Origin of the sequence: Agarilytica rhodophyticola (genome assembly GCF_002157225.2) — a bacterium.
GTDB classification, from domain to species: Bacteria; Pseudomonadota; Gammaproteobacteria; order Pseudomonadales; family Cellvibrionaceae; genus Agarilytica; species Agarilytica rhodophyticola.
Map to the genome: position 1 here is coordinate 3,167,083 of NZ_CP020038.1, position 13,584 is coordinate 3,180,666.

Consider the following 13,584-nt stretch of genomic DNA (forward strand, 5'->3'; position numbering starts at 1 on the left):
GAATATGAATGATTCACTTAACTCCACTGCAGAGCCTTCTATTACTGGATCGTCTACCACAGAATCATCGTTAGCCGCATCTGCGCGAACAGAGCCTTTGGTTCCTGGAATAGAAAGCAAGCGTTACCAAAAAAGTTTTCATTACTGGCAACAGCAATTAACGCAGGTGAGCGGCCATTGCAACTTGCCAGTGGATCGCCCCCATTGGCGTTTACAATCCCAGCAAACGCAATCTATTGCTTATCAATTAGATAACACATTAACTATAAATGTGGATAACTTTTGTCAGCGACATGACGTGAGCTTATTTTCACTGACACAAAGTGTGTTTGCACTATTGCTAAGCCGCTATACTATGCAAAAGGATATTTTAGTCGGTACTTATACGTTGGATAAGGAGGGACTACAAAATAAGTTGGTGATACGTAGCTCAATTGATTTTACACTAAGCGCTCGTGCCTTTATTGCTAATAACGAGACAATAATCACCCATGCTCATGAACATTCCCTTGTTCCTTTTGAGGCGCTAGTAAAGGCTTTTACTAAAGATAGTGCCAGTGATAAAAACCCGTTTTTTCAAGTAATGTTTAATCTTGCTGATAAGCGTGTAGAAAAGCTACCACCAAAACTTGACGCTCCATCATCATCGTCAGTGCAAGTGAAAAACTATATCGAGGTTGTCCTTGATAGAGCTGACGGTCAGTTACTAATGTACTGGCAGTATCTTGAAGAGCTGTTAGATGCACAAAGTATCCAGCGCATGGCTGAAAACTATGAGCACTTGCTGACACAAGTAGTTGCACAGCCCGATAAAACTATCGGTCAATTATCGGCTTTGGCAGCCTCACAAAAACAATATATTGACGCACTTTGGAATCATAAGTTTGCCGATCAAGATAATCGTCAAAGTGTTATCGAATTATTTTTGCAACAGGTAGCCAAACAGCCGGACAAGAACGCTATCTGTTGTGATAACAATAGTATTACTTATCGCTTATTAAGCGAGCGCTCGGAGCACTTGGCCAAGATTTTGATCGCGCAAAATATTCACGCCGATGAACTGGTTGGCGTGTATTTAGATGATCCCATTGAACGCGTTATCGCAGTGTTGGCGATACTGCGTGCTGGGGCGGCCTATTTACCTTTTGACAATTTGTTACACTGCCAACGGGAACACTATATTTTACAATCAGCAAAACCGAAGGCGTTGATTGGCCATAATCAGGCGATTAATGCGATTGATGCGAAAGCTAAAAAAGAACTTAGCGAAGGGCTAGGGGGCATACAACTCATTGATTATCACCACGCTATGCAGGCGCAAATGGATAATTCCGCAGCCTATAGTTTACTTGCGCCCAGAGTGGATAGCTTAGCTTATGTCATTTATACCTCAGGCTCTCAAGGTAAACCCAATGGTGTCATGGGAACCCACACAGGAATCACTAACCGGGTACTTTGGTCGATACATAAATTTGGTGTCAAAGAAAACCAAGTGCATTGCCAACTATCGAGTTTTAGCCATGTGGATCATGTAGCAGAAGTGTTTCAGGCGTTAGCCGCAGGCAGTTTACTGGTAATTCCCAAATCAGATATTCGCAACAATCCAGGTAAGATTGCCGATCTAATTGCTAAATACAAGGTAACTCGGCTAGGTATTTTACCTTCGGTATTAAAACAACTACTGGCAGATGCTCGCTATATTGAACTGAGCCAAAGTCTGCGGGAAATTTTCTGTAGTGGAGAAATTCTGCATTGTGATACCACACAGGCCTGTTGTATTGAACTTCCCGCTTGCCGTTTATTTAATATCTATGGCTCTACCGAAGTGGGCGCCGATGCTAGTTACTATGAAGTACAAAGTCCATACAACGATTACTGGCAAACACTGTTTAGTAACAACCACAATGCACCGCAACTTAGTGCACCTGTTAATGATTCTGGTTTTAAGAACTCTGATTTTAACAATTCTGGCTTTCATAACCTAGTAACCAGTAATGCTCAGCGTTTGATTACCGAGACAGACGTGGGCTTGGAAACTTTAAAGCAAGCTTTTGTCAGTGCCGATATTCCCAAGTTTCCTACGGCCATAGAAAATTATGTGCAACTACTAAAAAAAGATATTTTGCCCTATGCCGTCAATGTCTCTTCGCCACGCTATATCGGCCATATGACCTCTGCTTTGCCGCAGTTTGTACCTGAGTTTTCAAAGGAATTGATCGCACTTAATCAAAACCTAGTAAAAATTGAAACCTCTAAAGCATTTACCTTTATCGAACGCCAAGTATTAGCAATGCTACATAAGCTTTGTTTTAACGCTCTGCAATATGACAGCATTAGTCAATCGGCGCAGACAGTGCTGGGTGTATTTACTGGAGGAGGCACAGTATCGAATATTACTGCTTTATGGTGCGCACGCAATCATGCTTTATTAAAGACTGGTATAGCCAAGGAAGATCTACAGAAAAAAGGTAGTGTTGTGGCAGCCCTAGAAGCGGGCTTTAGTGATTGCGTTATTATTGCTTCACCCCTTGCGCATTACTCACTGAAAAAAGCTGCATCGCTTTTAGGGATTGGTGAAAATAATGTTATTCGTGTTAAGCAAGATGCAAATCAGGCGTTAGATATGGAACATCTAAAAGCCATTGTAACGCAGTGTCAGCAAGATAAACGCTTAATTATTGCCATGGTGGGCATTGCAGGCGCCACTGAAACAGGCACGATTGATCCATTGGTGGCGATGGCTGAGATTGCGCAACAACACCGCATTCATTTTCATGTGGATGCGGCCTGGGGAGGTTCATTACTTTTTTCATCTCAACATCGGCAAAAAATTCGCGGTATCGAGCAAGCGGATACAGTAACCATTTGCGCTCACAAACAGCTATATATGCCGCAAGGTATTAGTGTGTGTTTGATAAAAGACCCGCAGATGATTCACGGTAGTTCCATTCACGCAGAATACCAGGGGCTTAAAAATAGTTATGACCTCGGTCAATACAGTTTGGAAGGTTCTCGACCTGCGAACTCAATGGTGTTGCACGCGGCTCTTTATTTATTATCACAGCAGGGTTACGGCAAACTGGTAGATTACAGCATGACACTGGCCGATGAGTTTAGCCGTATGGTTGTGCAAGCCCCTGGTTTTGAGCTGGTGGGTGAACCACAAATAAATATTGTTAATTATTGCTACATACCGGCTGCTATTCGTAAGTCCGCCGTGGACTATAATGCAAGTGAGCGTTACCAGATTTCAGAAGCGGTAGAAAAAATTCAGCAACAACAATTCATTCGTGGTCACAGCTTTGTTTCTAAGACGCGTATTGTGCATCCGGCTTGGGGCGAGGAAAAAATTACCGTGTTTAGGGTGGTGTTGTCTAACCCACTGACTACAACAGCCGACCTTCAGGCCGTAATTAAAGACCAGCTAGACATAGCGCATCAATTGATTGAGCAACAAACATGGCAAGAAGCAAGCTTAATACCGCCCGATTCACTGCCAACTGATTCCCTTGTACAAGGCAAACAGCCGCTCGAACAGGATGCACAATATAAAATTCCTATTGGCCAGCCTATTGATAATACCCAACTGTATATTTTGGACCAGCACGGCAATGAAGTACCCTTGGGCGGTATAGGTGAAATCTATATTGCCGGCGCTGGCTTAGCAAAAGGCTACTGGCATAATCGTGAACTCAGTGAGCAGAAATTTTTAACCACCAGTGCGGTGGCCGCAAGGTTGTATCGAACCGGCGACTTAGGGCGTATTAATAGTCATAATGAATTAGAGTACTTAGGACGAACGGATGCTCAGCTTAAAATCCAAGGTGTACGTATCGATTTGGCTGAAATTGAAATGATACTGCATGCTCATCCAGGAATTAAACACGCAGCCGTCATTAACAGGCATACTGCTCACAGCAGTGATGCTGAGATTTATGCTTTTATTAGTGTTGTTGAAAATGCCGTGAAAAATGAGGGCGGGCATACAAAAAAACATCGTACAAAGCAACATCGTACAAAACAACAGCCAGACACAAGCCAGCAGGCAATAGTGGCCTACTTAAAACAACAATTACCGGTTGAGATGATACCGACTCAGCTATTTTTTATGGCCCAGTTGCCAACCTTGCCTAATGGAAAAATACACCGTCAAGCACTGGAACAACACGCTGCATTAAATTGATTTGCTCCATAACTAAGATATGTGGCTTGCCCAAGTGTTGGAATGAGAACTTTAACACTTGGGCACACAAAAATTAGTCTCTAATAAAGATGCCTCTTATTAAAAACTGCGCGTATGCTGCCAAATTGTGATAATGTAACCAAATTGGATTGACCAAATTGCGTGCGCCAGATATTGCGTTTATCTCGTTATTATTTAACAGGTTTAATACTTTAATAAGAATTCCTATCATATGAAATTACTATATTTTTTAACGGCTTTGGTATTTTTTAGCCACGTCTCTGCCGAGGAAATAAGTCCATTTAATATTGCCGACGTGACGGTTGCTCCTGGTCAGCGAGTGGACTTTAATTTAGCCGTAGCGGCAGGTAAATCTGATCCTAAGACACATATTCCTGTGAGTGTTATTCACGGTAAGCAAAGTGGCCCCGTGCTTGCGGTGGTTGGCGGTGTACATGGCTTTGAATTTTCGCCGATTCTTGCCGCAGCAAAGTTGGCTGACAGATTAGAAGCTGATAGTTTAAGTGGAACGCTTATTTTAGTGAGAGCGGCACATGTTGCCGCTTTTGAAAATAGAAGTCCTTATGTTAATCCTTATGATCGCAAGAATTTAAATCGCTCTTTTCCTGGTGACCCCAAAGGGACACAAACTGAGCGCATTGCTTGGGCAATTTCCCACAACATTGTCGCCAAGGCTGACTTTTTAATTGATGTGCACAGTGGCGATGGTGCCGAGTGGCTAGCTGCTTTTGTTGGCGTCTATGGTGGGCCTTTAGCAAGCGATTATCCCACAGCCTTGGCCGTGGCTGAAGCATTTGGTTTTCCCAATATCGTTCGATACAAAATGAATACGCAAAAGCAGATCGATGACGGTCGTTCGTTAAATAGACAGGGCGTCGCTGCTAAAATACCAACTATTCTGGTGGAAATCGGAGAAAATGGCTCGCGCAACCCTGAACATATCGAGGCAATTAACACGGGCCTAGTCAATACCTTGAAGACACTGGATATGCTACCAGGCAGTGCTGAAAATGCGTCTTTGAAAGATGCTAAGTATTTTGACGGCACTTCCTCTGTGCCGGTAAAACACTCCGGTATTTGGTATCCAAAGTATAGTATTGGTCGTTTTGTCAAAAAAAATGAAATACTTGGTACTTTAAAAGATTATCACGGCGCTACCTTAGAAACGGTAAAGGCACCTACTAGCGGCTTTGCCTTATATGGCCTAGCTGGTCCTCCGGTAAAAGCGGGAGAGAGCGTTATGACTATTGCTAAACCGGTACCTCGTTTTTCTCAATAATCTTGTACTTATTAACAAAAATTGAGATTGATAAAAGTTCGGGTCAAATTCGGGTCAAAAAAGACCCGCTAGCTCGAACTATTCATTATGTTCACGAGAATAACATGCGTGGTTTTATCTCTGTGAATGGTGCTGCGATTTCTGATTCTTTATTTAAGCGTAAACCATAAAGCGTTTTATAGTGACGAGTACTTGCCACACCCTATTTATTAATTGAATCACTATACTCAAGCCCTAGAGCGTCTGCTCTTTTTTGTGATGGTTGCTTTTTAAGATAATACAAACACTGCGGAATTCGTGTTAATAGGCTCAATAACCTAAATCAAAATTACTTAAAGATTTTAGGGACAATGCCACTCCTCGATGCTAAATTAACGCCCCTGACAGCGGTTCCTTTCGCTTAAGTCAACGATAATAACTGTCAATGATTTTGATCCCGTATTGCGTTCGTGTTATCTCATCGATCGCAATAAACGGGGCTTTAACAGGACCTCTTTATGAAACTGTTTTTGAACTTAACAATTCCTATTGTGTTCACTTTTTGCACTTCTGCTTTCGCGGCTAAAGAGAGTAATACTGAAAAAGATGATGTTTTTGCCGCGCTGCCATTGCGTGCCATGGGGCCAGCCGTTACCGGAGGCCGTATTAGTGACCTGGCTGTAAGTGCAAAAAACCCCGCGTACTATTTCGCAGCAGTAGCTTCTGGTGGAGTGTGGCGCACTAAAAATAATGGTACAACCTGGACCCCGGTATTTGATGGTCAAGGAAGCTATTCCATTGGTGATGTGACAATGGACCCTAATAATAGTCGTGTTATCTGGGTCGGTACGGGTGAAAATAACAGCCAGCGTTCGGTCGGTTATGGCGACGGCGTTTATAAATCCATCGATGGTGGAGAGTCATGGAAAAATGTAGGACTTAAAGAGTCCGAGCATATTGGTGAAATACTGGTTGATCCACGCAACTCTAACGTAGTTTACGTTGCAGCACAGGGACCACTCTGGCGAGCGGGAGGTGATCGAGGCCTTTATAAAACTGTAGATGGAGGCGAAACTTGGAAGCGCATCCTCGACATTAGTCCCAACACCGGGGTGAGCGATATTGCTTTCGAACCCGGCAATCCTGATGTGATATACGCCACTAGTTATCAGCGTCGCCGTCACACTTGGACGTTGATTAATGGTGGGCCGGAGTCAAGTATTTATAAAACGAGTGATGGTGGTGCCAACTGGAAAAAGATCGATAAGGGTTTGCCGAAGGTGGATCTTGGTCGCATTGGCATCGCTGTAGCACCCACTCAACCACAAACAATATATGCTCTAGTAGAAGCCTCACAGGATAAGAGTGGTTTTTTTATATCTCACGACGGCGGTGCTCACTGGAAGGAGCAGAGTAAATATAAATCAGGCAGTCCCCAGTACTATCAAGAAATAGTCGTTGATCCCAATAACCCATTGCGAGTTTACTCACTCGACACTTTTCTAATGGTAAGTGATGATGGGGGAAAAAACTTCCGCCAGGCGGGAGAAAAATGGAAACACGTGGATAATCACGCCTTATGGATCGATCCCGATAATTCTAACCATTTAATTGTTGGCTGCGATGGTGGTGTTTATGAATCCTGGGATCGTGCCGTCAATTGGCAATTTAAAGCTAATATGCCTCTAACACAATTTTATAAAGTCTCGGTAGATAACGATTTTCCTTTTTACAATGTCTTTGGTGGTACACAGGATAACGCTTCTCTTGGTGCCGCTCATCGCAATACTACCACTACGGGAATTCGCAATAGCGATTGGCTTTACACCCAATTTGGTGACGGTTTTAAAACCCAAATTGATCCTACTGATCCCAACATTATTTACTCCCAGTATCAATATGGGGGCCTTGCACGCTATGACAAACAAAGTGGAGAACGAGTACAGATAAAGCCCGTTACTCCCGATAGTAATGAGGCACAACGCTGGAATTGGAATTCTCCCCTTATTATTAGTCCTCACAATAACAAGCGACTTTACTACGCATCGCAGCGGGTATTTCGCAGTGACGACCAGGGCGATAGTTGGCAAGTGGTGAGCGGTGATTTATCTGGCAATGTCGACAGAAATACCTTGCCTGTTATGGGGCGTGTGTGGGGTGTCGATGCTGTTGCCAAAAATACCTCCACTTCTTTTTACGGTAGTGTGATTGCCTTAAGTGAATCACCTGTAACAGAAAACTTACTCTATGCTGGCACTGACGACGGTTTAATACATTACACCACAAATGGCGGTGGTAATTGGCAAAAAGCCAGTTGGCCAAAAAAGGTTCCCCAGAATTCTTATGTCAGTGATCTTGAGGCTTCGGTAACAGACGCTAATACAGTATTTGCGACCTTTGATAATCACAAGCAAGGTGACTTTAAGCCCTATATATTCCGGAGTAACGATCGCGGTAAAAAATGGGTCGATATTACCGGTGATCTACCTCAGCGAGGCACGGTCTATACCATTGCTGAAGACCATGTGAACAGCAATCTTCTGTTTGCAGGAACTGAGTTTGGTCTCTTTTTTAGTCAGAACGGCGGAAAAAACTGGACAGCATTGAAAGCCAACTTACCTACCATAGCCGTGCGCGATATGGAAATACAACGCCGCGAAAGCGACTTGGCGATAGCCACCTTCGGGCGAGGTTTTTATATCCTCGATGATTATTCGCCGCTGCGTACTAATGTCAGTCAAGTAAAAAGTCGTGGCGCTACTTTATTCCCTGTGCGTCGTGCTTTTCAGTTCGTTGCCCACTCACCCATGGGAATCAGTGGTCAGGCCTTTCAGGGCGCCAATTACTACGCGGCAAAAAATCCCGACTACGGTGCTGTTTTTACCTATTATTTAAATGAAGATTTAAAAACTGCTAAGCAGAAGCGTCAGCAAGCAGAAACAGAACTGCGCAAGGCGAATAAAAATATCGCTTACCCCAGTTGGCAAAGTTTGGAAGTAGAAGAGTTTGAAAAAGCACCTGAGTTAATTTTTACCATTCGTGACAAGCAGGGCAATCTTGTTCATCGTCTCAAGACTGCTGCAAAAAAAGGACTGCATCGTTTGGCGTGGAACCTGCACTATCCTGGTTTTGAACCCGTTAAGCTGACAAAGAAAACAGAGTTTTTGCCATGGGAAACTGAAAACAAAGGTCCTAAAGTTGTTCCCGGCAGCTATACCGTTACCTTGTCAAAACTCGTCAACGGTGTAGAGAGTCCTTATGGTCAATCCCAGGATTTCGAAGTAGTGGAAATTGATAACCGTACCTTTGCCAGCAAAGATCGTACTGCAGATTTAGAATTTGACATCAAGATGGGCCGTCTATCGAAAGCGATACAAGGAGCTGGCAAGTTTCAAGCAGAGCTGGAAAGTCGCATTCAGTACATTGAAGCGGCCATTATCGAGACACCGAAAGTGGATCAAAACCTTTTGGCAAAAGTGCGAAAACTTGCAGAATCATCCACACGCATTGGCTGGGATCTCAACGGTAATCGCGCCATTGCTAAACGTGCCGAACCTGTGCCGGAATCCATCAGCGCGTATATTGCTTATTTAGAATGGAGTCGCTCGGAAAATACAGGGCCTGTGACAGGCAATCAACGTCTTCGTTTCCAGCGCGCAAGCGAAGGGTACGGTAAAGTATACCCCAAGCTAAAAGCACTAGCCGAGCAGGTTACACAACTGGAAAATGCGCTGCGTGATGCTCAATCCCCATGGATTCCTGGTATACTCCCGCTGGAAATTAATTAATATAGAGTAGTTATGGCACTGGGATTTAAACGCTTCTGCCGAAAATTTCATCTGTGGGGAGCGCTGGTTATTTTTGTCCCAGTTGCCGTTGTCATAGTAAGCGGCATTCTTTTGCAAGTTAAAAAAGAATTTAATTGGATACAGCCGCCAACTAAAAAAGGACAGATGCAGGTTCCCAGTCTGTCCTTTCCTGAAATTCTCGCCGCTGTGAGTCGAGTAGAAGAGGCTCAAATTCGCCACTGGCAAGATATTAAACGCATTGATGTACGACCAGGCAAAGGCGTACTAAAAGTTCAAAACGTCAACAACAATTGGGAAATTCAGCTTGATGCCAGCTCAGGCAAGATCTTGAAGGTTGCCTATCGTCGTTCCGATACTATCGAAGCCATACACGATGGCAGCTGGTTCTTCGATGCTGCTAAACTATGGATATTTTTACCTGTGGCAATCATTTTATTCATTTTATGGATAACCGGAGCGGTAATGCTTTACCAATTTCTACAAGGTAAACGCAAGCGTTATAAGTTTAATCGCAGACATCCTCGTCCTTGATGATCCAGCAATAGCCTTTTTACGAATGTACTTGTACTAACGCCTGCCTTCTAAGCCCCGAAGAACTATCACAATCTACCAGTCGTTAATCTATATATCACAGGGTTAGTCTTGATGGAGCAGGGGGCTTCATCGTTATAGACTTATGGTGTGTTATATGACTGTCAGTACCACCAGTTTGGTGCGATCAAAGGATATTTCCATGAGATAAATATCAGTTACATGCCATTGGAGTGGTGACATACTCCTCCTTCTTTGCTTGTTGAGTTTTTACTAATGAAGCCCTTTAATGGTTAAGTACTTTAATCGCTAGGCTCTTTAATAGTTAAACTCTCCAGCAATTAATTATGTGGTCTCCAAAAATAAAATTAAATGCGTGTCTTCTCCTCAAGCCACCGCGATATACATTCTGGACTCTATCAATGAAATATTTATTTAGTCTTTATTCGTTTTTACTCACTATTTGTCTTGCTGTAAATACACATGCGGCAATTGATGCCGATCTACTTTCTGGAATGAAAGCCCGTGCGATTGGGCCAGCAGCGACCAGTGGTCGCATTACCGATATCGAGGTGGTGGTTAATCAACCGAATATTATGTATGCCGGTACTGCCACCGGCGGCTTATGGAAATCCGTTAACAGCGGATTAAATTGGACGCCTATTTTTGACGATCAAGATTATGCCTCCATCGGCGCGCTTGCTATTAACCAAAGTAATCCTGACGAAATCTGGGTGGGCACCGGCGAAGGTAATGTTCGCAACTCTACTTCCTACGGCGGTGGTATTTATAAATCCATTGATGCCGGTAAGACATGGACATTGATGGGGCTTGCAAAAACAGAGCGTATAAACCGTATCGCGATCGATCCTACTAATCCCAATATTGTCTATGTGGCAGCGCTGGGTACCTTGTGGTCAGAAAATACTGATCGTGGTATTTATAAAACGGAAGATGGCGGTAAGACCTGGAAAAAGATTCTTTATGTAGATCAAAAAACCGGCGGCACCGATATTAAAATGGACCCGCAAAACCCCAATAAGCTCTACGCAGCTATGTGGCAGTTCCGTCGCTGGCCCTATCGTTTTGAGTCTGGCGGTAAGGGCTCGGGGCTCTATATATCTTTCGATGGTGGTAACAGTTGGACACAAAAAACAGAGGACGACGGTCTGCCAAAAGGTGAGTTAGGCCGTATTGTTATCGCCACGGCAAAAAGTAATCCCAATCGTGTTTACGCTTTAGTGGAAGCAAAAAAGAGTGCCTTAGTGCGTAGTGATGATGGCGGGCATAGTTGGAGTGAGGTCAATAAAGAAACAAAAATTGCTGACCGACCATTTTATTATTCCGAGTTAGAAGTCGACCCCCAAAACGAAAATATTGTTTATAACTTGGCGACTTTTGTCCGCAGATCCATCGACGGAGGCAAAACATTTACTCAAATAGAAAGTGTTAATTGTTGTGCTGCCGGGAATACCATCCACATCGATACTCATTCATTATGGATTAATCCACAAAATTCTAAGCACATGATCCTTGGTAATGATGGTGGCCTTGCTATCACCCGTGATAAAGCATCCACATGGCGGTATGTTCAAAATTTACCGGTGTCCCAGTTTTATCATATCCGTGTGGACGACGCTCACCCCTATAATATTTACGGTGGACTGCAAGACAATGGCACTTGGCGTGGTCCCAGTGAAATATGGAAAACTGCCGGCATTCGCAGCTTACACTGGCAGGAAATTGCCTTTGGTGATGGCTTCGATGCAATGCCTTTCCCAGATAATAACGAAGCGGGATATGCGATGTTTCAGGGTGGCAATCTGATGACCTGGGACATTAACACAGGTGAGCAATCATTAATAAAACCCAATATGCCGATAATCCAGAACGGCAAAGAAGTTGAATTACGTTTTAATTGGAGCTCCGCACTGGCGCAAGACCCATTTAATAATGACACGATTTACTACGGCAGCCAGTTCGTTCATAAATCTACCAATCGAGGCGCTAGTTGGGAAACTATTTCAGGTGATCTCACCACAAATAATCCCAAGTGGCAGAAATTCAAGGATTCAGGTGGTCTTACCCCCGATGTGACGGCGGCGGAAAACTTCACATCCATTGTGTCAATTGCGCCAAGCACCGTGCAACAAGGTGTTATTTGGGTCGGTACGGATGATGGCCGCGTTCATGTTACTCGCGACGGCGGCAAAACTTGGCGTAGCATAGAAAACAAAGCCAAAGGTGTGCCTAAAAATACTTGGGTGCCGCATATTGAGCCTTCACCCCATGACGCCGGCACAGCTTTTATTGTGTTTGATAATCATCGCCGTGGCGATATGCAAACCTATGTTCAACGTATCGATAAATTCGGAGCGAAATTTACCAGCCTTGCGACAAAAAACCTACGTGGTTACGCGCTATCTATTCAACAAGATCATGTTGACCCCAACTTAATTTTTCTAGGTACTGAACTGGGCCTTTATGTTACCACCGATGGTGGTCGCCAATGGTTTAAGTACACCGCCGGAGTGCCCACTGTTTCGGTAATGGATATGGCGATCCAGGAGAGAGAGAATGATTTGGTACTGGGTACCCATGGTCGCTCTACTTTTGTACTTGATGACTACAGCGCTCTGCGTGGTTTAAATCAAGAGCACTTCTCCAAAAAGCTCGCTTTACTGTCTGTCACAGATGGTCAGCAGTATATTCGAGGCCGTTCTCAGGGCACTCGTTTTTGGGGTGATGGGGCATTCGTTGGGGAAAATGAGCCTTATGGTGTTGTACTGACTCTAATGGCTGCTGGTGACTTTCTAAAACATCCTGACGAAGATAAAGAAAAAATTCGTAGTAAAACGCAGCGCGTAAAAGAAGCGGCTAAAAAAGAAAAAGAAGAAGCCAATAAGAAAGACTCAGACAATAACGCCGATGAAAATAAAAGTAAAAGTAAAGAGAAGAAACCAACAAGCAAGGCGCGAATAGAAGTAAGTGATGCCAGTGGCAGGGTGATTCGAACCTTTGTTAGCGAGTTACAACAAGGTATAAACCGAATTGTATGGGATTTAAAACTCGATGGCGTTCGGCCGACGCCAGAAAATATTCCTAAAAAGGACAAGGACATAATGCCACCTAGTCAATTTGAAGCAATTCCCGGGGAATATTCTCTTAAAGTAACACTTAACGAAGAAAGCTTCAGTGCCAAAGCCAAAATTTTGATTGATCCTCGTATCGATAGCAACGCTGAAGCTTTGTCGGCACGCAACGGTGCTCTTGAAGAGGTATTAGCTATGGAAAATCTCTGGGCAGATATGGTTTATGCCTTAGATGATCACAAAAAAGATGTGGAATTAATCAAAGCTAAAGCGCAAAAAGTTATCGAGCAAGCACAAAAAGATGCACAGGAAAATCATCCCCTCAAGGAATTAACGAAAAAAGCGGATAAACTCCTGAAAAAAATTAAAAAGCATCATAAAAACTTACGCACGCTTCCCGATACCAATGGCATAGTTGATGACAGCTACACCCTGGCAAGTTATATCGGCTTCGCTTACTTTGCAGTTGCCAGCGATTTTGCTGCGCCGACGAGTAATACCCTTGAATTTGTAAAAAAAGCAAAGCAAGAAACTGCAAAACGACGTGGTGAAGTCAATAAACTTATTAACACGGAAATTCAGGATTTTCGAAAAGCCTTCGATCAATCAGATCTGGGTTTGTTGAAGAAAGTGAAGGCACTTTAATGTAAGTCTTGGCCAGCCCAGTAACGAATACTGGGCTGGTATATT

General features: G+C 43.6%; 5 protein-coding genes. All 5 read left to right on the plus strand.

Translation table 11 applies throughout. The features are described 5' to 3' along the window. Positions 1 to 4 precede the first annotated feature (4 nt). The 5 genes from BVC89_RS13360 to BVC89_RS13380 all read left to right on the plus strand — a co-directional run bounded on the left by BVC89_RS13360 (position 5) and on the right by BVC89_RS13380 (position 13,539). Positions 5 to 4,183, plus strand: coding sequence for an aminotransferase class V-fold PLP-dependent enzyme (locus BVC89_RS13360; protein WP_086931661.1), 4,179 nt, complete (start codon positions 5 to 7; stop codon positions 4,181 to 4,183). 232 nt (positions 4,184 to 4,415) lie between these two features. Next, positions 4,416 to 5,483 carry a succinylglutamate desuccinylase/aspartoacylase family protein gene (locus tag BVC89_RS13365; protein WP_086931662.1) on the plus strand — a complete coding sequence of 356 codons (1,068 nt, stop codon included), beginning with the start codon at positions 4,416 to 4,418 and terminating at the stop codon, positions 5,481 to 5,483. Between the two features lie 497 nt (positions 5,484 to 5,980). Next, positions 5,981 to 9,250 (plus strand): WD40/YVTN/BNR-like repeat-containing protein, encoded by a 3,270-nt coding sequence (locus BVC89_RS13370; protein ID WP_086931663.1) that lies wholly within the window; start codon positions 5,981 to 5,983, stop codon positions 9,248 to 9,250. Positions 9,251 to 9,262: 12 nt separating this feature from the next. After that, positions 9,263 to 9,802 (plus strand): PepSY-associated TM helix domain-containing protein, encoded by a 540-nt coding sequence (locus tag BVC89_RS13375; RefSeq protein ID WP_086931664.1) that lies wholly within the window; start codon positions 9,263 to 9,265, stop codon positions 9,800 to 9,802. A gap of 422 nt (positions 9,803 to 10,224) precedes the next feature. Further along, a complete protein-coding gene (locus BVC89_RS13380) occupies positions 10,225 to 13,539 on the plus strand; it encodes a WD40/YVTN/BNR-like repeat-containing protein (RefSeq protein ID WP_086931665.1) in 3,315 nt (1,104 codons plus the stop codon). Positions 13,540 to 13,584: the final 45 nt, after the last annotated feature.